This is a genomic window from Paenibacillus monticola, from assembly GCF_009664975.1.
GTDB lineage: Bacteria > Bacillota > Bacilli > Paenibacillales > Paenibacillaceae > Paenibacillus_AQ > Paenibacillus_AQ monticola.
Genome location: NZ_WJXB01000007.1, coordinates 242,921 through 261,748 on the forward strand (window position 1 = coordinate 242,921; position 18,828 = coordinate 261,748).

At 43.6% G+C, this 18,828-nt stretch carries 20 protein-coding genes; 7 read left to right on the forward strand and 13 right to left on the reverse strand.

Features of this window, described 5'->3' with window-relative positions; genetic code table 11:
- Positions 1–66 precede the first annotated feature (66 nt).
- Positions 67–1,239, reverse strand: coding sequence for a DUF116 domain-containing protein (locus tag GJB61_RS32230; protein ID WP_154120574.1), 1,173 nt, complete (start codon positions 1,237–1,239; stop codon positions 67–69).
- Between the two features lie 202 nt (positions 1,240–1,441).
- On the opposite strand from GJB61_RS32230, the gene GJB61_RS18905 reads away from it, so the two are divergent.
- Positions 1,442–2,251, forward strand: coding sequence for a polysaccharide deacetylase family protein (locus GJB61_RS18905; RefSeq protein WP_154120575.1), 810 nt, complete (start codon positions 1,442–1,444; stop codon positions 2,249–2,251).
- 56 nt (positions 2,252–2,307) lie between these two features.
- On the opposite strand, the gene GJB61_RS18910 is transcribed toward GJB61_RS18905, so the two are convergent.
- Both GJB61_RS18910 and GJB61_RS18915 read right to left on the reverse strand, forming a co-directional pair.
- Complete coding sequence (locus GJB61_RS18910; protein ID WP_154120576.1) at positions 2,308–3,291, reverse strand: aldo/keto reductase; 984 nt, start codon at positions 3,289–3,291, stop codon at positions 2,308–2,310.
- Positions 3,292–3,463: 172 nt separating this feature from the next.
- A complete protein-coding gene (locus GJB61_RS18915; protein WP_154120577.1) occupies positions 3,464–3,913 on the reverse strand; it encodes an RrF2 family transcriptional regulator in 450 nt (149 codons plus the stop codon).
- 150 nt (positions 3,914–4,063) lie between these two features.
- Here GJB61_RS18915 and hmpA point away from each other — a divergent pair, with 150 nt between their 5' ends.
- Positions 4,064–5,245: an NO-inducible flavohemoprotein gene (gene hmpA / locus GJB61_RS18920; RefSeq protein ID WP_338115971.1), complete on the forward strand. Its 1,182-nt coding sequence runs from the start codon at positions 4,064–4,066 to the stop codon at positions 5,243–5,245.
- 138 nt (positions 5,246–5,383) lie between these two features.
- On the opposite strand, the gene GJB61_RS18925 is transcribed toward hmpA, so the two are convergent.
- Entirely contained in the window at positions 5,384–6,013 is a 630-nt protein-coding gene (locus GJB61_RS18925; RefSeq protein WP_154120579.1) for a YfbR-like 5'-deoxynucleotidase, read from the reverse strand.
- Positions 6,014–6,268: 255 nt separating this feature from the next.
- Here GJB61_RS18925 and GJB61_RS18930 point away from each other — a divergent pair, with 255 nt between their 5' ends.
- Both GJB61_RS18930 and GJB61_RS18935 read left to right on the forward strand, forming a co-directional pair.
- Positions 6,269–6,505: a hypothetical protein gene (locus GJB61_RS18930; RefSeq protein ID WP_195724394.1), complete on the forward strand. Its 237-nt coding sequence runs from the start codon at positions 6,269–6,271 to the stop codon at positions 6,503–6,505.
- A 154-nt stretch (positions 6,506–6,659) separates the two neighbouring features.
- Positions 6,660–6,863: a TOBE domain-containing protein gene (locus tag GJB61_RS18935; protein ID WP_154120581.1), complete on the forward strand. Its 204-nt coding sequence runs from the start codon at positions 6,660–6,662 to the stop codon at positions 6,861–6,863.
- Between the two features lie 88 nt (positions 6,864–6,951).
- On the opposite strand, the gene GJB61_RS18940 is transcribed toward GJB61_RS18935, so the two are convergent.
- The 4 genes from GJB61_RS18940 to GJB61_RS18955 all read right to left on the reverse strand — a co-directional run bounded on the left by GJB61_RS18940 (position 6,952) and on the right by GJB61_RS18955 (position 9,976).
- Complete coding sequence (locus GJB61_RS18940; protein ID WP_154120582.1) at positions 6,952–8,127, reverse strand: alanyl-tRNA editing protein; 1,176 nt, start codon at positions 8,125–8,127, stop codon at positions 6,952–6,954.
- 154 nt (positions 8,128–8,281) lie between these two features.
- Entirely contained in the window at positions 8,282–8,458 is a 177-nt protein-coding gene (locus GJB61_RS18945; protein ID WP_229522011.1) for a hypothetical protein, read from the reverse strand.
- A 96-nt stretch (positions 8,459–8,554) separates the two neighbouring features.
- A complete protein-coding gene (locus tag GJB61_RS18950) occupies positions 8,555–9,271 on the reverse strand; it encodes a YebC/PmpR family DNA-binding transcriptional regulator (RefSeq protein WP_154120584.1) in 717 nt (238 codons plus the stop codon).
- 84 nt (positions 9,272–9,355) lie between these two features.
- On the reverse strand, positions 9,356–9,976 hold the full coding sequence (locus GJB61_RS18955; protein ID WP_154120585.1) for a CGNR zinc finger domain-containing protein: 621 nt from the start codon (positions 9,974–9,976) through the stop codon (positions 9,356–9,358).
- 117 nt (positions 9,977–10,093) lie between these two features.
- Between GJB61_RS18955 and GJB61_RS18960 the strand changes: the two genes are divergently transcribed.
- Complete coding sequence (locus GJB61_RS18960; protein WP_154120586.1) at positions 10,094–10,531, forward strand: VOC family protein; 438 nt, start codon at positions 10,094–10,096, stop codon at positions 10,529–10,531.
- On the forward strand, positions 10,531–11,430 hold the full coding sequence (locus tag GJB61_RS18965) for a pyridoxamine 5'-phosphate oxidase family protein (RefSeq protein WP_154120587.1): 900 nt from the start codon (positions 10,531–10,533) through the stop codon (positions 11,428–11,430). Before GJB61_RS18960 ends, GJB61_RS18965 begins: the two co-directional genes overlap by 1 nt.
- Before the next feature lie 238 nt (positions 11,431–11,668).
- Here GJB61_RS18965 and GJB61_RS18970 read toward each other — a convergent pair whose 3' ends face one another.
- From GJB61_RS18970 to GJB61_RS18985, 4 genes are all read right to left on the reverse strand, one after another.
- A complete protein-coding gene (locus tag GJB61_RS18970) occupies positions 11,669–12,784 on the reverse strand; it encodes a 5-methyltetrahydropteroyltriglutamate--homocysteine S-methyltransferase (protein ID WP_154120588.1) in 1,116 nt (371 codons plus the stop codon).
- Between the two features lie 15 nt (positions 12,785–12,799).
- A complete protein-coding gene (locus tag GJB61_RS18975) occupies positions 12,800–13,732 on the reverse strand; it encodes a LysR family transcriptional regulator (protein ID WP_154120589.1) in 933 nt (310 codons plus the stop codon).
- Between the two features lie 131 nt (positions 13,733–13,863).
- On the reverse strand, positions 13,864–14,970 hold the full coding sequence (locus GJB61_RS18980) for a phosphodiester glycosidase family protein (protein WP_154120590.1): 1,107 nt from the start codon (positions 14,968–14,970) through the stop codon (positions 13,864–13,866).
- 180 nt (positions 14,971–15,150) lie between these two features.
- The gene (locus GJB61_RS18985) at positions 15,151–16,638 is read right to left on the reverse strand and encodes a TPM domain-containing protein (RefSeq protein ID WP_154120591.1); all 1,488 of its coding nucleotides are present in this window, start codon (positions 16,636–16,638) and stop codon (positions 15,151–15,153) included.
- A 398-nt stretch (positions 16,639–17,036) separates the two neighbouring features.
- Between GJB61_RS18985 and GJB61_RS18990 the strand changes: the two genes are divergently transcribed.
- A complete protein-coding gene (locus tag GJB61_RS18990) occupies positions 17,037–17,849 on the forward strand; it encodes a class I SAM-dependent methyltransferase (RefSeq protein WP_154120592.1) in 813 nt (270 codons plus the stop codon).
- 111 nt (positions 17,850–17,960) lie between these two features.
- On the opposite strand, the gene GJB61_RS18995 is transcribed toward GJB61_RS18990, so the two are convergent.
- Positions 17,961–18,788, reverse strand: coding sequence for an aldo/keto reductase (locus GJB61_RS18995; RefSeq protein WP_154120593.1), 828 nt, complete (start codon positions 18,786–18,788; stop codon positions 17,961–17,963).
- Between the last annotated feature and the right edge of the window lie 40 nt (positions 18,789–18,828).

The window sequence follows — 18,828 nt, forward strand, 5'->3', positions numbered from 1 at the left end:
TGTTGGTAGTTGAGAGGTTTATTTTGGGAAAAACAGGATATAAGAACTAATAACAGGAGAAAGGAACTATATCTGTTTATCAACCTGTAAAGGGAGCATATTCAAAATGTCTTTTAATCGATCCAGATCAATACTCGTTTTGATTCCTGTAGGGTGCCAATGCTGGATACAGCCCGAATTATGGAGCAGCACACATTGGGGCTGATATCCCATTTCTCTGGCTTTATATCCTCCTGAGATGAGATTCAGTACGCAAGCTATGCCAACAATTCCAACCTCCCCCTCTCGGACACGCTGATGACCGAATGCCGTGGAGGCATGGGGGATAATTAACACCTTACAGTCATATTCTTTGGCCATAGCGGTGATCATATTAACCTGGCAGTCCTTGGAGCAGCTTTTGCAGAGGTATCCCTCCCCTTCTTTTACTGCTTTACAGACTTCACCTGACTTATTTCGCATGCAGACGGGAAGGAACACTCTTTTTTCTTTGGTTGCGGCAAAACTGTCGTGAAACGCCCGATTCATGATCTCCGCACCCACCATATTCAAATGATATTCCACCCTTTTACGGCTGCAGAAGATGCGGTTTTCCTTCCATGTTAGCCGTTCAAGGTTATTCTCAATATAAGCATCTACTCTCAACGTATAACAGCCTAACCGTTCCTCACTTCTCTGTTCAAACCAGTTGGCATGTCGCACAGCTCTTAGCAGCTTATTTTGACTTTCGCGTGGCGTGTTTGCTGTCAAATAACCGAACCAGATTGCCAAGCGTTTGCTCTCTTGTTCAAATTCTCCGCTTGCCTGCAGCCAACCCAGCAGCCTTCCGAATTGCTTCAAATCAATTGTGCATTCATGCTGTCTGTTTCTTGCCAAAATCGTTGTACCCGCAATTCCCTTCAGCCGGTCTATCGCACTTCTTGCAATTGTACTTCTGCTTCTTAGACTATAAACGGATGAAAGCAGCTTACCTACATACATACTTCCTGCAGCTGCTCTACGCCCATACACTTTCCACAATACGCCAATCATAAGGAATTCCAGGCCATATACAGCGGAATCCATCGGTTCCAGTTCTTTTTCAGCAAGGTAATGGTTGAATTCTTCTATCGACTGTTCTTTGCGTATTCTTTCCATGTATTCATCGGTAAACGAAGCAACATCCACGTAATAGCTATCTGTTTCAGTGCCATTTCCGTATAAAGAGTAGGTTACTGTCTCTTTAACCCCTTCACTCACTCTTAGCACCTCCAACCTTCTTGAGAAGTTAGCATTTCCTCTTTTTATTGTCAGTGATATTAAAGATCCATTATAGTTATTCTTAAACTCAGTGAAATATTGTTCGTCGTTTAAAAAAGGGTTGGTATTTCAGGTTTAGCGCTATATAGTACATTTATGAGCAAAACTAGTAAGTATAACTCTATCCATGAGGTGTGAAACTATGAAACTGCAATTTAACCTTTTTCCAGGCGGAATGTCCAAAGCACTCACGATGAGCTATGATGACGGACAACACTATGATATTCGACTAGCGGGTATTTTTGATAAGTATGGAATTAAAGCTACCTTCCATCTGAACAGTTCAATGCTGAATGCCCCGGGATTCTTAACCGTGAAAGACGTACAACGTATTTTCAAAAATCATGAGGTGTCAGCGCACTCCGTTACCCATCCACATTTAGAAAGACTGCCATTGCCAATGGTTGTCGATGAACTGCTTGAAGACCGTAAACGTCTGGAGCCTTTAGTTGATTATCCAATCCGCGGGATGTCCTATCCATTCGGAACCTATTCGCCAGCAATTATCGCTCCACTTCAATCCGCAGGGATCGAGTATAGCCGGACCGTCTCCTCAACTTATCATTTTGACCTTCCGCTCAATTTTATGGAATGGCATCCCACCTGCCATCACAATGAGGATATTCATACTATCTGGGAACGCTTTACGCTGCAAGGACCCTCACAGAAACTGAACCTCTGCTATATTTGGGGCCACAGCTTTGAGTTCGAGCGACAGAGCAACTGGGAACTGATCGAAGCTTTTTGTCAAAAGGCCGGGGGGCACTCGAATATTTGGTATGCGACTAATATCGAGATCTATGATTACGTCACCGCGCTGCATTCTTTGAAGATTAGTGCTGACCACACCATGATTCGCAACAACTCGGCAATAGACGTATGGGTTTCCATTGAAGACAAGCCAGTTCATATTAAAGGCGGCACCACACATTACTCCCATACTTCACATTAGGACAAATAGGCAAAAAAAGATTGATCATCTATTGCGGATGATCAATCTTTTTGTACTTATACTCCGCCGCGGATAAACGGAGCAACCTGATTCTGGTAGAAGCTACTCAAACGGTCCATTTCTTCCGGTGCAAAAGAAGGAACATTCAGTGTTGAGAGGTTATCCTCTACTTGCGCTTCATTCTTAAATCCAGGAATTACACAAGTAACTGCAGGGTGATCAAGAATCCAGCGCATTGAGGCTCTCGCCATATTGCCGCGTCCATCCGCAATCCACTCCAGTTCGCGAGCCAATTCTACACCTTTGACGAATGGAAGTCCGGCAAAGGTCTCTCCCACATTAAATTGTTCACCATTTGCGTTAAAATTCCGATGATCATTCGCTTGGAACGTGCTGTTTTCCTTAAACTTACCTGTTAACAATCCGCTGGCTAGAGGTAGACGAACGAGTATGCCCACCCCGTTGGCCTGTGCCTGCGGCAACAGTAACTCCGCTGGTTGTTGACGGAAAAGGTTGAAAATCACTTGGAGCGCCTTCACACCTGGAGACTTCATGCATAACAGGCCTTCTTCTATCGTCTCCACACTTACGCCATAATGGCGGATCTTGCCCTCTTGCTTTAACTTATCCAGCACAGCGAAAATACTTCCATCCCGCATAATCTCAATGGGTGGGCAGTGAATTTGATACAGATCAATCCGTTCTCTTTGTAAGCGTTTCAAACTTTGTTCGCAATATTCCCTTACCTTTTGCTCTGTATAGTTCTCTGGATCATGAATGTCGCCGAAGCGGCAGAATTTAGTGGCAATATGTATACTGTCCGCTTTACCTTTAGTAGCCTTGGCAAGCAGTTCCTCAGCATGACCGGAGCCGTATACATCCGCGGTATCAAAGAAATTGACGCCCTGCTCCATAGCAAGAGCAAGCCCTTTTATTCCGTCCTCATCCCGATTGGTACCCCAATCACCACCAATAGCCCACGTGCCGAAGCTGACCTCACTTACCTTTAACTCGGTATTGCCCAATTGACGATAGTTCATGTTTCTTATCCTCCTAAAATAAATTTATCTATCATCAGTGTAAGCCAGATGCTGAGATTCAGCAATCCTACGAGGGGAATTGATAAAATCACTATCTTAATACTCTTTTCAATTCCCGTGAGGTGCCCATGCTGAATACAGCCCGAATATTGGAGCAGCACACATTGATATTTTAGTTGTCGATACGCTGTGGCTGTAGAATCGCCTGCAACTCATTTTTATTCAAGAGTAAATCTTGAAGTGTATATTCGCTAAGTACATTTAAATACGCATGCAGTGCTCTGCCAAGAACCCCTTTTAGCCCGCAGACTGGGGAGATCGGGCAGCTGTTAGTGGCAGAGTTGAAACATTCGACGAGGTGAAAGTCATCTTCCATCCGGCGTATGACCTCCCCGATATTAATCTCTTCAGGTGCATGAGCCAGCCGGATGCCCCCTCCCCGTCCCCTAACTGTTTCGATGAACCCCGCTTTGCCGAGTTCATGGGAAACTTTCATCAAATGATTTTTGGAGATATGATACGCCTCCGATATATCCTGTATAGTTGACAGTTCACTTCGCTCTTTTGCCCCGAGGTAAAGTAGAATTCGCAAGGAAAAGTCGGTGTACATAGTAAGTCTCATTTTTTCTCTCCACCTATGGCTTTAGTATGTGATCTATATTACATAAAAGAATATATTATTTGTCTATTTCGTTAAAGTGGTATTTTAAATATATCTTTTAGGTGGAGATAAGTATATATTAAATTCATAGTAATGAAAGGAGTGGTTTATATATTATCCCAAGAAACACGAGATATCGTCAAATCAACCGCACCAGTCTTAGCGGAGCATGGCACAACTATTACAAAAGTGTTCTACCAGAATTTGTTCAACGCTCATCCTGAACTCCTTAACATATTTAATCACGCCAACCAGGCACAGGGCCGCCAGCAGGCCGCACTCGCGAATGCAATATACGCAGCGGCTGTCCATATCGATAACCTAGAAAACATTTTACCTTCAGTTGTCCAGATCGCCAATAAACATGTCAGCCTGGGGATCAAGCCGGAGCATTACCCGATCGTCGGCGAATTTTTACTGAAAGCGATCAAGGAAGTATTAGGCGATGCTGCAACAGCTGAAATTCTTACTGCATGGGAAGAAGCCTACGGCGTTATTGCGGAAGCCTTTATCGGTGTAGAAGCAAATATGTACAAAGAAGCGCGGGAACAAGAAAATGGCTGGAACTTCTTCAAACCGTTTACAGTCGTTTTAAAGAAACAGGAAAGCGACATTATTACCTCATTCTACTTGAAACCGGCAGACGGCTCCAACGTACCGGAATTCAAACCAGGTCAGTACATCTCCCTCCGCGTTTTAATTCCAGGCGAGGAATATACTATGATTCGCCAGTACAGCCTGTCACAGGCAACAAGACCGGACGAATTCCGGATCTCTGTGAAACGCGAAGCCGACAATGATCCGAATGGCGTCGTCTCTGTGTTTCTTCATAAGCAGATCCATGAGGGAGACACTGTCGAAGTGAGCGCCCCTGCCGGTGAATTTTTGCTTGATGTAACACAAACTACACCATTAGCTTTTATCTCAGCTGGTGTCGGCATCACACCCATGATGAGCATGCTCGAAACAGTAGCGACCAGAACGCCGGACCGGCCAACTGTTTTCCTACATGCTGCGCGGAATGAAGCACTCGCCGCTTTTCGTGATGATGTTGAAAAGCATGCTGCGAATATGAACAACGCGAAATACAAAATGTTCTATTCGAGTGAAGCGAATGGCATCATCACACGTGAGGTGCTGGAAACCTATGTCGATACCACCGGAGATGCCTATGTATGCGGACCCGTTTCTTTTATGGAAGCTATGATTCGCGAATTGCGAACCCTGGGAATGACTGAAGGGCAAATTCACTATGAGTTCTTCGGTCCAGCCATGCAATTAGATAACAAGTAACTTTTACAAGACAAGTAACATTATTCATAATAGAAATTCAAAAAGACGACTTTCAATTCAGCAACGAATTGAAGATCGTCTTTTTTTGGGGTGAGTTGAGGAATAAACAGCATGCCCAGTATAGGATTAGCAAATTCCCTATAGAGCAAGAGCTTCCTCAGTAATGCGTTTAATATCAATCGAAGATATCGTTTCTTCATTCACCATATCCGGCAAAACCTGCTCCAGGAAATACTCCACACATTTTAAATCGATATTCTTTATTTTTATTAGGGCATTACGGTACATGACAACAAATTCTTTTTCGGTGTTTCCTCTTTGCAGCTCGGCAAATGCCTCGTAGACCTGGTCCATTTTGTCGGCGACTTCCAGAATCAGACCTTCTACAGAGTCATCTTTTCCTTCACGCAATTGATTGTAAAAGATACTTTTGAACTCTTCCGGAATATGCTCTTCGATGAAATGATTGACCATCCCTTCCTCAACCTGCTGAATCAGCAAACGCAGCTGAATGGAAGAGTGTTTAACCGGAGTCTTAATGTCTCCAATAAAAATTTCACCGTAATCATGACTACTTGTAATTTCATAAAGCTTCTTCCAATCTATAATTGCACCATTTTTCTCTTCGATATCTGCCAATGTCTTTGCATATTGTACTACTTTCCACGAGTGGGCTGCCACGCTATGCTCTTCGAACTTGAACTTTCCCGGACAGCGTATGATTCTTTCCAATTCATTCAGAGACCGGAAGTACTTGTGGATTCCCATTATGTCAGCCATCCTTTAGCATTCATAGTTTGTTCCACTCTAGTATATAGGCACTCTGTAAAGTGTGGATTAACTGCGTGTACGGGATTTATCAACCGCAAAGATCATTATCACAAGCGAGGAGGTAACCATCATCAAGCGTAGTCGGGTTCTCAACCAGTAGTTTGGATCAACGAGCATACGATAGCCGTATGGGGAAGACGAGAAATCGGAATGTTAGAGGAGGATGAATATACGAAAGACAATCTTTCGTTCATGCTAATAATCATCGATGTGCAGACGGGAGAGCGACTTAAGGTTTTTACCCAGATGCCAAGTTATAGCACGAAGTCTTCTATGAAAGAAGTATTTTCTCATCCGCAGGGGAATATGGATACTGGTATTATGGAAACCGCTGAAAAAACAGTTTGCCCTGATTTTTTTCACTGTTATTCTGAATTATTTATAGAAATTGATGAAACAGGACATTTTTGGGGTAGCCGTTTGATATAAAAGGAACATATTCTGATTTTTCATTTCATTATACTTGTCTATTTAAGATATGTTTAGTATTATTCAAGTATATTTAGAGTGTAATTCATGAAGTACATCCAGAATTGCGACATAGATGCTTATAATAAGATTAGGAGAAAAGGATGGATGAGAAATGAAGATCAGCGCCAGAAATCAGTTCGAAGGTAAGGTTATTTCTATTGAAGAGGGACAGGTTAATGCGAAGGTTGTCGTGGAAACTGCTGGCCAGACGTTAACCTCTATTATTTCCATGGAAGCATTACGCGATTTGGAGCTGAAAGAAGGCTCTACGGTTACTGCTGTTATTAAGGCCTCTTCTGTTCTATTAATGGCGTAGGCAAGTACAGACTATAATTGATGTAAATGATGATGGGACCTGAGCACCTGGAATGAAACCGGGGTCAGGTCCTTTTTTCTGGATCGCCTTATGTTGTGAAACATAAGGTTTTTATATGTTCATAAAATGCCAAGGTGTCCTCCCAAGTCGGGAATGCGGCCTGAGCTATTTTATCACTGCCTCCACCTTTTCCGTTAAAAGCACTCAAATGTGTTTTGAAGAGCGCTCCACAGGAAAACTCAGTGCTCCCGTTATGTGCCAATACCAGCTTATTCTCAGCAGCCGTTGCTAATAGAATGAGGAAATCGCTTGCGGCAACCAGCGTAGTGGCTAAGCTTTGCAAATCCTTAAGCGACTTATCCTCGAACACATGCGCAATGATATTGCCTTCAGGATTGGCTAACAGCTCCTGCGCTATATAATGTTCATTCTTTTCTTTAAGAGAAGCCATTTCAATCTGCAGTAGCTTCTGTTCGTTCACCCACTTCTCTATTCGGTCGATAATCTCATCTTTACCCGTATTGAATTTGGTGGACAACACACTCAAAATCCGCAAGCTCTCATTAAATTCTTCCAGAGCGCGGGTTCCACATTTGAAATATATCCGGGTATTTCCCTTTTGCTTCTCAGCCTTCAGCAGCTTGATTATTCCAATTTCGCCTGTTGAGGACACATGAGTCCCTCCACATGCGTTGTATTCCACCTCTTTGATTTCGACAATACGAATATTCTCAGTCACCTTTGGTTGCTTAACAAGCTGTAGTGAGGCCATTTCTTCACTAGTGACCAAATAACTGACGATGCTGTGATTCCGGTAAATCTGTCGATTCACTTCATTTTCAATGGCTGATTGCTGCTCTGGAGCAAGCTCGGGCAGCTCAATATCGATCGTGCAATAATCATTGCCCAGATGAAAGCTTACAGTCATAGCCTGTACAAGATTGCGGCATACTGCCGAGAGCAGATGCTGGCCGCTATGCTGCTGCATATGATCAAATCTTCGATTCCAGTCGAGCTGGCAATCTACCGTAGTCTCTTCGGGCAGACGAGCTAGCTTATGTAATACCTCATCACCTTCACTGATTACATCAAGCACCTGATTACCCTGAATATATCCGGTGTCACAGGGTTGTCCACCCCCGCCCGGATAAAAGGCGGTGTCCTTCAAGATGACATAAACCCCGTCTTCCCTTTCAATCGTTCTGCTGATGTCTGTTTGCCATTCGCGTAGATAAGCTGAATTGTAATAGAGCTTGTTAGTCATGTTCATTCCCTTTCTCGTGCTAAGCCGTCAAACTTGTCTTTATGCATCGTATCTTATATTTGCTTAAGGATCAACGTTACTCCTACATTAAACGCCAAAAACAGCAAGCATCCAGGTTAATGGAAGCTTGCTGTTTGTTGAAGAAGTATGTTATTTATTGATAGGTATTTCGATCGTTCTCTTTAAATGTCTCATCGCTTCTGATCATATCTTTACGCAGGTCTTTTTTCTTCTGACCCATTTGCTGAGCTTGCTGACTGGTGACGGGTTCTTTCTCTAGATCCTTAACCGTATTAATTAAATTCTTATCAGGCTTTGGTGTGTGCTCCAACTCGTACATTCCTCCTAAGTGAATAGCGTTCTTTCACGTTATTGTGGCTATGTAGATGTCAGATTATACATACTCACGAATCCTAATTAGATGCTATTACTCGGAATCCACATTGTGATAAACCTGCTGCACATCTTCTAGTTCCTCTAGTGCATCTATCAATTTAGCAAATTGAGTTTGGTCATCCTCTAGAAGGGTTATGTAATTCTGGGCAAGCATAGTTAGTTCAGCCACGGTAAAATCGTGAATACCTGTCTGCTTAAATACTTCTTGTACCGCGTGGAACTGATCCGGCTCCGCGTAGACAATTACAGCGTCATCCTCTTCCAGAACGTCGCGCACATCAACCTCGGCTTCAATCAGTAGTTCCATGACTTCATCCGAAGTTTTACCTACAAGGCCAATAACTGCGGTAGGCTCAAACATATAAGATACCGACCCATTCACACCCATATTCCCACCATTCTTGCCAAAAGCAGAGCGTACTGTGGAGGCAGTCCGATTAACGTTGTTGGTCAACGCATCTACGATAAGCATTGCACCGCTAGGTCCAAATCCTTCATATCGTAACTCTACAAAGCTCTCTTCCCCATTGCCTCTTGCTTTCTCTAATGCCCGGTCAATGATTGCTTTAGGCACATTGTATGTTTTAGCACGCTCAAGGACAACCTTTAAAGCACGATTCGCTTCAGGGTCAGGTTCACCTTTCTTTGCCGTTACATAAATTTCAACACCAAACTTGGCATATACACTACTTGTTTTGGCATCTTGGGATGCTTTCTTTTCTTTAATATTATTCCACTTACGACCCATAATGTTCCGCTCACCTTCGCTTTAGATATAAACAATCGTTAATTATTATAACCTTGTTCAAGTTATCCCGTCCACTAGCAGAGGTCAGTTGTTAAGGCTGTTGAGGTTGATATTCTCCTGTTTTTTCCGATGATAATGCTGATTCACCTTCACACGGTTCCCGCATGTTTCCATACTGCACCAACGTCTCTGCTGATTACGGCTGGTGTCATAAAAGTACAAAATACACTCAGGATTTTCACATTTTTTTAAATTGTCGGACTTCATAGTCGTGAGAAAAAGTACTGTTTCTTCCAGAAATAAAGCCGGCAATTGTGAAATTGTGTAGTGTCTGGCTATTGAAAATGGTATAACTTCCGTTTCGAACTGGTAATAACCGCTGTATCCTACAAGTTCTTTATTTATATGTTTGATAAAAGCTGCCGGGATAAGCTTTTCTCTATGAAGACCGGCAAAGGTTTGCTCCAATAAATTTCTAAAAGCCAGGATTCGTTCGAACATTTCAGTCTGTCTATGAGGAGGCAGCTCGTCCAGTTCTCCCGAAACATATCGCCGCTTTCCGGCGTGTTCCAGCCACTGCAGCACATCCACCATGCTGTGCAGGAGTTCTGTGCGGATGCCCTTTTTATTTTTTCTCGTATTTACAAAGTCAGTAATGAAATGATTGCCTATAAAAACAAAGCTTGAAGGCTCCAAATTCTCCATCCCCAATCAAAGGTTCTATAACCATATTCTAACCTTCTAAACTAGTGTTTACAAGTTAAAACATTTCGTTGTATTATAATACCTGTAACACCATCACAACGGTTAGGAGTGGTCGAAATGTTATTAGGACATATTGGTTTGAACGTTACGGAGTTGGAACGGTCGATTCGGTTTTATACTGAGGTATTGGGATTTACGTTGAGAACTCATTCGGATGATCCGGACAAAAAATTCGCGCTGCTTGGGGACAAGACACAGAATTTGGTAACCCTATGGCAGCAAAGCGAAGGAACCTTCTCCACTCAGTTGCCTGGGCTTCATCACTTGGCCTTTGAAGTGGAGTCCGTAGAAGATGTGAAAAAACTCAAAGACCGTCTAAAAGCTTATGGAGCAGCATTTATTTATGAAGGAATGGTTATCCATTCCGAAGGTGCAGATTCTGGAGGCATCTATTTCACAGATCCGGACGGCTTACGTCTGGAGATATACGCCCGTATTGGAGTCAGTGCCCATGCGAGCACACCTTCAAACGGACTGGCCTGCGGCTTCTTTTGATGAGCTATCATCCGGATGAAATACGCGTACAAGAACTTGCTGGAGTCCGGCACATTGCTGAGCGTAACCAAGGTATCCATACGGATATTCCGCCCCTAGCCCAACAATTCTTGGAAGCTCAACCCTTTCTGATTGTAGGCGCTGCGCAGGAGGATGGCAGGATGTGGGCCTCCGCCTTATTCGGACAACCCGGTTTCCTACAGGGTTTGGATTCGTATTCATTGCGAATCCAGGCTCTGCCTGCTCCGCAGGACCCTTTCTACAACAGTATGTCTGTGGGAAATAAGCTAGGTACTCTTGCAATCGATTTTGCCACAAGAAGAAGGATGAGAACAAATGGGTTCATCCATGAAATTCATGAGAATAACTTTATATTTCAGGCTCTAGAGGTGTACTCCAATTGTCCAAAGTATATTCAGACGCGTGATTGGTCCATTGACGACAAGTCTAAGGAAGAAAGACATTATACGCGACTAACAGCATTGAATGAGGAAACCAAAGGTTTGATTGCAGCCGCAGATACTTTTTTTATAACCAGCCATCATCCTCAGTACGGTGCTGATGCCTCTCACCGTGGCGGAATGCCTGGATTTGTGCGAATTCTGGATGATCGAACAATATCGTTTCCTGATTATAAAGGGAATGCGATGTTTAATACGCTTGGTAATCTGAGCGGCTATCCTCAAGCGGGGTTATTGTTTCTGGATTTCAACTCGGGGAGAATGCTGCAATTAAGCGGTACAGTTGAAGTACAATGGGAATTAGACGACACTAGTGGATCTCCAATGATAGAGCGGACTGTTTGTTTTCATATAGAACAGGGAATGTTAACCGCCCACGGGATGCCTTTGAGTTGGAGTTTTGGCAGCTACTCTCCGGCAAATCCGCAAATTGAATAACATCCCCTCCGTTTCAGCAAAAGGTGTTGGTCTCTTGCCAATTCCAGCATTGTTAACAGCCAGATCCAGTCGACCCTATTTGTCTACGCTCCACTGTATACCCTCACGGACATTAGCCTCATTGTTCACATCCATTTTCAAATATACGGCTGCTCCACCCTTAGTACGAATTTCTTCGACAAGTTGATACGCAAAAAGGATCACACCCAGTGCTTGCTTAGGTGTGATCCTTCTTATGTTAAATCCATATCTCGTTAGCGGTTTCAGTAATTAAACGAATCTTATCCCACTGTTCTTCTTCGGTTAACATGTTCCCTTCCTCTGTCGAAGCAAAACCACATTGCGGGCTCAAACATAACTTCTCGATGTCTACATACTGCGCCGCTTCTTCAATACGCATCTTAAGCAGTTCCTTACTTTCGAGGCCGCCATGCTTGGTGGTTACCAGTCCTAATACGACGAATTGATCCCGAATAAACCGTAAGGGTTCAAAATCTCCTGAGCGCTCATTATCATATTCCAGGAAAAAAGCATCCACTTTAGCATTGGAGAACAACTCCTCAGCAATGGGTTCATAACCACCGGTGCCAAACCAGGTAGAACGAAAATTGCCCCGGCAAACATGAAGCGCAATGGTCATATCGTGGGGACGGTCAGCAATACTCTCATTAATTAGCCGAACATAATCCTTGGCGAGCTGATCTGGATCAATTCCCCTGCTGCGAAGATGGGCGCGATGCCTGCCACTGCACAAGCTTCCCCAGGTTGTATCATCTAGCTGAAGATAGCGGCAGCCTACCGCATATAAGGCATGAATTGCTGCACGGTAAACTGTAATAATATCCTGATAAAGAGTCTCCTGATCTGGATAAACCTCATTACCGTTATAATCCTCTACAAAGTGAAACAGGGCTGGAGAGGGAATCGTCATTTTCGGTGTTCGATCACCGGCCAACCTCAACAGGTCCGTAAATTGTCTAAGCATCGGATGATTGTCAAAAGAAATCTTGTCGACAATACGAAAGGTTTCTGCGCGTTGAGTGACCTCCGTCCGTCCGGCTCCCGAATTTAAGTTGATTTTCTGTGTACCTTTAATACCCAGAAAGAAATCAAGATGCCACCAGGAACGGCGGAATTCGCCATCCGTTACCCCCTGCAGGCCGAGTTCTTTTTCGATCTCCAGAAGGTTGGTAATCTCTACGGTCTCTATATCATATAATTGCTGAGCTGTAATTTGACCATGTTCATATTGCATACGGGCTGCTTTAATCTTGTCTGTGCGGAGGAAACTGCCGACGATGTCGTAGCGAAAAGGTGGAGCACTTCTTCGGGTTCCAATGACTGGACTAATCATACGTTCCTCCTGCCGTTATAGTAAGAAATGATTTAAATCGAAACTGTTTCGGGAAACCAGGTCATTCAGAATCTCTATATATGTAGATGCAATCTCACTCGGTCTTCGGTCTTTAAGAGCAATCCAACCCACCGTAAATACTTCCGTGCTGTCAAAAGGAATCGTCAACAGATCATCCCCATTTAAGTCGGATACCAAAATACCAGTACCAATCGTATAACTATCCGTACCCATCAATAAATTAGTCAGGGTGGCCCGGTCATTCACTTTGATGTTCTTCTCCATTTGCACAAAGCTAAGCATCTCTTCCGAAAAATGCAAGGAGTTGTTCTCTCCCTGTTCAAAGGTGACATAGGCATAAGGAAGAATATCATAAATGGAAAGGCTCTCCCTATGGGCAAGTGGATGTCCAGCTCTAATGTACACATGCGGATTGGTAATGAACAGTGGTGTAAATTTAAGATTGCCATCGCTAAAAAGCTTATTCATCAGCTTATAATTACTCTCGTTTAGATACAGAACACCTAAATCGCTGCGCAGGGTTCGCACGTCTTCAATGATCTCATAGGTCTGCGTCTCTCTAAGACCAAAATTAAATTCGGCCAAATCACGTTCCTTCATGAGCTTAACAAAGGCATCGGTCACAAAAGCATAATGCTGAGTGGATACAGAAAAGTAGATCGGACTGCGTTTTTTTCCGGTATAACGGTTCTCCATCAACTCGGTCTGCTCAATAATCTGGCGGGCATAACCTAGAAACTCCATTCCCTCAACAGAAATGCTGATTCCACGATTCGTCCGCTCAAATATCGTAATTCCAAATTCATTCTCAAGCTCTTTAATGGCATTGGACAGACTCGGTTGAGAAACAAAGAGCTTTTTTGCCGCCTCGTTCATGGAACCGCTACTAGCAATTTCGATAGCGTAGCGGAGCTGCTGCAAGGTCAATCCCATTCCCCCTCTTCCAAACCTGCTGTTCCTGCGTAAGTGGACACCCGTTCTTACTTGGAGAATATCGTAGCATAGAATCATATTTCATTCCAAGCAAATCAATCAGACTTGTAGAATATTTAGTTTATTTACTTCTTCCCAGCGTCAATGTTTGCAGGATCGAGACCTTCCCATACATTGGGGATATCAATCTGCTCAGGATGTTCAAATACCAAAAATGCAGTTGGAAGATACCGTTCACCATATTGAGATGAAGGTTTATTGATAATAGTATTGTCTTTAACCAGCACGGTAGATGAACCCCCGTCTAAATTTGCGGCAATTACCGCTCCATGTTTAAGCAGGATTTGCTGCACATCATAAAGGTTCGCGCCAATGCTGTAGCCAGGCTGTCTCCCATCAATGACAACAAAAAGTATAGCTCCGTCCGCTCGTTGACCCATAGCGGTCCTTGGAGCAATTCCCCAGCCTTCGGCTGCATTCTTGATCAGTCCTTTACCGTTGACGATGATCCGTGGCTGAAACGAAACAGCCTCTTGTATTCCCAACTTGCTAAGCTCTTCAAGCGTGTAGTTCCCGGCAAGCATTTTTCCTTGTTTATCAATGCCTACAATCTGCGTGGAGTGATCTCCGCTCAGTCCATTATAGTATAGCTTTCCTTGGGAAATAACGACGCCAATGGGCTTGAAGCCGTTACCTTTCCAGTTGGGATCAGCAAACCCGCCGCCGTTGACCCCGGCAATGGCACCTGTCCGCTCCACCATGCTGGATACTTTTTCACCGGCCCCCTGCTTGTTAGGGATGCCGAGCCGAACCTTCGTCGGATCATTAACGGTCATCACGAACCCTTTATAGCCAGTTCCTGAGATGTTCTCAATTTCAACAAGCGGTTTCGTTTGTTCCTCAGGAGTAACCACTATGGAGTGAGTATCTTTTTCGTCGCCCATATGTGTAAAACGGGTATTATACTCTGTAACTCTATCCTTCAATTCCGCTTCACCGATAATATATTCAGCCAAATAGCGATGCTGGGACGAAATCAATGTATCTGCAATGATATAACGATAGTTTTGAGCCGAAGGGGCAAAGTACAACCAGCCAGCCCCCGCAAATAACAGAATGATGAAGAACAGAAATAATCGTGATAAGGTACGAAAGAATCCCCTTTTCTTACGCTTGCGATTTGGTTTCTTCTTGCGTACTGTAGCACGCTGGGGTAATGATGAAGAGTTCATTCCTTTGGTTCCTCCCTGAATCTTACCTTCAAATTAGAAAGAGTATAAGTTTATCTATTTTATAATAATCGAAAAGCAGAAATGAAAGGTTTCATTTTATTAAACTCTAGTTAAGAAGCAGAAATTACAAAAGCTCTCTATAAAAGAGAGCTCCCGCAACCTCGAGTAAATTTGTCAGCGCTAATGTCTTCCCGCGCCACCACCACTGCTGGCACTGCCGCCTCCGCCCTTGGAAGAAGAACCTCCACCGCTGCTGCCACCGGAATAACTGCTACCGCCGGAGGACCCAGAGGAGCCCGAGGAATGCCGCCCTGCACCGCCTCCACTGCTTGAGCCACCGCCTCCTTCGTTCTCATCATGTGAGGAATGTCGGCCCGCTCCACCGCCATTTGTGGAACCGCCGCCTCCGCTATTCCCGAAGAAGCTGTTCTGCGCAGGTGGTGGTGAATGTCTAAGGTGTTCACGGCGATTATACCAGCGGCTGCCATAGCCATAGTCTGCTTGACCGTTCCAATTCCCATAACGCCGAATACTGCGATGGCTGTATGGATCAAGCGGAATTCCGTACAATCCCAGGTATCTGTTGCGACGTGAAGTAGTAATTCCTGCGATTACTAAGATCATAACTAAACCAACAATTATAGCTACACCGATAATAACTGCAGGCATGTTGGTTTCACTATCACTTTTTGTGGAACCTGAGGCTCCAATTGCTTGAGAAGAATTCCTTGTATTTACCGTAGTTCCTAGTGGCTGATCAGCCCGAGATAAAAAGAAATTATAAAAGGCATTGGCGGTAGCGGTAGCGCCCGTTCCATAGTCTTTTTTCACAAAAGGGGCTTCGAGGTTGGCATCCAGAATTGTGCTGATATACTCATTGGTCAGCATCGTATCGATATCCTTACCTTGCAGTACATGGTAGTTGTCCCCACCAATATCTAGCACCAGCATTACATCCTTCGGGCCAGCACCGATTGAAGCAAACTTCATATAAGCATATTCCTGCAGGTTCTTATCACCGGTATTTTTGACCGTCACCACATAGATACCATTTCCGGTTGTGGCCACATAGCGGTTGCTTGCTTCATTCAGATAATCTTTAGTAACTTTTTTGAATACGCCAGCGTTATCAGAGACGTAGTTCTTGGCATTAACCTGTTCTGCCCATGTTCCGCCCATGCTTTGAATAAATGCCCCGTAGGCTTTACGTGCTCCATTGCTATAGGCTTTAACTGCGAAATCTGGTTCAAGTGACTTGGAGAGAATTCCTGAGATTGTATTGTTGCTTAAAGATGTCTCCAGCCCTTTGCCTTGAACCGCCCAGTAATCATCATCTTTAATGGAGAGCAATAGCAGTAGACCGTTATTTTTCTCGGCGGAGCCAATTCCCCAGCTATTAAACAGTGAAGTAGCGTACTCCTCAATCGGTGTGCCTCCAGTAGAATCGACAGTAACCAATACAACCTGTGCTCCGGAGTCCTTGTGTAATCGAACACCATAGTTCACCAAGTAATTTTCTGTCTTCTGGTCTATCACATTAGCGAAATCGTTAACATAGAAAGAGTCCGAAGGACTTGGAACAGCGTTGCTGGCCAAACTTGATGCGGGTAGAAGCAACACTGCTAACAATAGGGTAATCAAAGTAATTTTTAGAGTTTTATAATTCATTAGTACCTCCTAAGCTTTCTAAGAACCTATCTTCTTTATCGGTTACGTGTGTCTGGCAGAATAGTTCCAATTTATAAGGCTACTAGTTCCTCTTGCGAGAAATCCATGAAAACTTCGGCCATCCTCTTCTAGAAAATAAAAGTTCGATCACCCTTTGGAGAGTTGTACTTTACTGATATCATGCTGCAGGCCGTTGCCATTGCCACAGGATGAATCAGTCATATCTGCGAGATCAAGTCGCTGCTGAATGGAAGATTTTGGGTGGATTTACTCATAGGAAAATGGTACATTATTTTGGGATCAATAGTGTAAAGTGTTCGATAGGTATTATTGGGATAATACGCAAGTCGGGATATACGTTTTGGCTCATATTATTTATATTGGGAGAGGGTACCGGCATGGACAAGAACTCGGTTAAAAGAACAAACATTATTGGTGCTGGCGAGGTTGGCAGCGCTATCTCGGTCGACATGGACAAGAATTCTATACATAAAACAAACAGCATCTTTTGGGATACAAAAGGAAATGAAGTCTTAGGAGCCACCGCGCTTCCTTTATATGGAGCATTTGTCTCAGAAGAACAATGCCAACTTTTTGGCGATATCTCAGGAAAAAAGATGCTGGAAATAGGCTGTGGAAGCGGCCAATCCTTACAGTATCTGGGGGACCGCAAAGCATCTGAACTATGGGGTATGGATATATCAGAACAACAAATCGAAAAGACAAAGCAACATTTAACGTCGTGCGGTCTTTCCGCACAATTGATCTGTTCTCCCATGGAAGATGAATGTGGTATACCGGAAGATTATTTTGACTTCGTGTATTCGATTTATGCCATAGGCTGGACCACCGACCTTGAGGGTACTTTTCGCCGGATCGCTTCTTACCTAGAAAAAGACGGCGTATTCATTTTCAGTTGGTCTCATCCTATACACAAATGTGTTGTTGCAGAAAATAATATGCTTGCTTTTAAAAAATCTTATTTTGATGAATCTTGGTATTCGGTATCGCTTGATGAAGCTACGCTAACATTATCGGACCGTAAACTATCAACCTATGTGAACGCGCTCTCAAAAGCGGGATTTGTCATTGAGCAAATGATTGAGCAAACGGATGATGAAATTATGCAATCGTGGAACGATAACAGTGATTTTGCAAAAAAAGCAAAGATGCTTCCTGTTACTTTTGTAGTCAAAGCAAGAAAACTATAGTGTCCCAAACAAAAGAGTCCTATAATTTAAAAGAAACCAGCTAGTGCATAACAGCACCAGCTGGTTTCTATATTTTAAGTTATACACATATTCTCATGCGGCTTCAGCGTCCTAGAAATTAAAAGTATCCGGGTTCGAACCAAAACGATGGTTTTGATTCAAGGCATCTATGCTGGCAATCTCCTGAGCGGACAACTCAAAATCAAATACATCCGCATTTTGAATGATGCGCTGCTCATTCGTTGATTTAGGAATGGTTACAATGCCATTTTGCAAATCCCAGCGAATAATGACCTGTGCTAATGATTTATTATGCTTAAGAGCGATTTCTTTGATCACTTCATTATCAAGTAAATGTCCTTGTGCGAGCGGTGCCCAAGCTTCGATCTGTATGCCCTGCTTAATTGAATATTCGCGCAGCTCCACTTGACTGAGCAGCGGATGCAATTCAACTTGGTTAACCATAGGTTTAACGGTCGCATCGGCCAGTAAGTCTTCAATATGATGAATTTGGAAATTGGATATGCCTATAGCACGGGCTTTGCCCTCGCTGTATAATTTTTCAAGCGCTCTCCAGGTGTCTTTATATTTGCCCTTTACCGGCCAATGCACCAGATACAGATCAACATAGTCCAATCCCAGCTTGTTTAGGCTTGTATCAAATGCGGCAAGTGTTGACTCATAACCTTGGTCGGAATTCCATACTTTGGTCGTGATGAACAGCTCATCCCGTGCAACACCAGATTCCTGTATAGCTTGTCCTACACCCTCTTCATTCGCATAAAGAGCTGCTGTGTCGATACTTCTATATCCGGCTTTAAGTGCGGCTTTGACCGAATCGATAACCTCTTGACCTGCCTTCACTTTATAGACGCCCAGTCCTAACCACGGCATCTGCACACCATTTGCTAGTGTAGTTGTTGATTGTAAATGTTTCATAATGATCTCGCCATCCTCTTCATGATTTTGTTGTCAAATC

Excerpts from the sequence above, each read along its gene's own strand:
- GJB61_RS18970 (WP_154120588.1), bottom strand. The coding sequence starts at position 12,784 with ATGATTAGTCCAGTCATTGGAACCCGAAGAAGTGCTCCACCTTTTCGC.
- GJB61_RS18955 (WP_154120585.1), bottom strand. The coding sequence starts at position 9,976 with ATGGAGAATTTGGAGCCTTCAAGCTTTGTTTTTATAGGCAATCATTTC.
- GJB61_RS18965 (WP_154120587.1), top strand. The coding sequence starts at position 10,531 with ATGAGCTATCATCCGGATGAAATACGCGTACAAGAACTTGCTGGAGTC.
- GJB61_RS18930 (WP_195724394.1), top strand. The coding sequence starts at position 6,269 with ATGCTAATAATCATCGATGTGCAGACGGGAGAGCGACTTAAGGTTTTT.
- GJB61_RS18985 (WP_154120591.1), bottom strand. The coding sequence starts at position 16,638 with ATGAATTATAAAACTCTAAAAATTACTTTGATTACCCTATTGTTAGCA.
- GJB61_RS18980 (WP_154120590.1), bottom strand. The coding sequence starts at position 14,970 with ATGAACTCTTCATCATTACCCCAGCGTGCTACAGTACGCAAGAAGAAA.
- GJB61_RS18935 (WP_154120581.1), top strand. The coding sequence starts at position 6,660 with ATGAAGATCAGCGCCAGAAATCAGTTCGAAGGTAAGGTTATTTCTATT.
- GJB61_RS18925 (WP_154120579.1), bottom strand. The coding sequence starts at position 6,013 with ATGGGAATCCACAAGTACTTCCGGTCTCTGAATGAATTGGAAAGAATC.
- GJB61_RS18940 (WP_154120582.1), bottom strand. The coding sequence starts at position 8,127 with ATGACTAACAAGCTCTATTACAATTCAGCTTATCTACGCGAATGGCAA.
- GJB61_RS18960 (WP_154120586.1), top strand. The coding sequence starts at position 10,094 with ATGTTATTAGGACATATTGGTTTGAACGTTACGGAGTTGGAACGGTCG.
- GJB61_RS18990 (WP_154120592.1), top strand. The coding sequence starts at position 17,037 with ATGGACAAGAACTCGGTTAAAAGAACAAACATTATTGGTGCTGGCGAG.
- GJB61_RS18950 (WP_154120584.1), bottom strand. The coding sequence starts at position 9,271 with ATGGGTCGTAAGTGGAATAATATTAAAGAAAAGAAAGCATCCCAAGAT.
- GJB61_RS18910 (WP_154120576.1), bottom strand. The coding sequence starts at position 3,291 with ATGAACTATCGTCAATTGGGCAATACCGAGTTAAAGGTAAGTGAGGTC.
- GJB61_RS18905 (WP_154120575.1), top strand. The coding sequence starts at position 1,442 with ATGAAACTGCAATTTAACCTTTTTCCAGGCGGAATGTCCAAAGCACTC.
- GJB61_RS18995 (WP_154120593.1), bottom strand. The coding sequence starts at position 18,788 with ATGAAACATTTACAATCAACAACTACACTAGCAAATGGTGTGCAGATG.
- GJB61_RS18915 (WP_154120577.1), bottom strand. The coding sequence starts at position 3,913 with ATGAGACTTACTATGTACACCGACTTTTCCTTGCGAATTCTACTTTAC.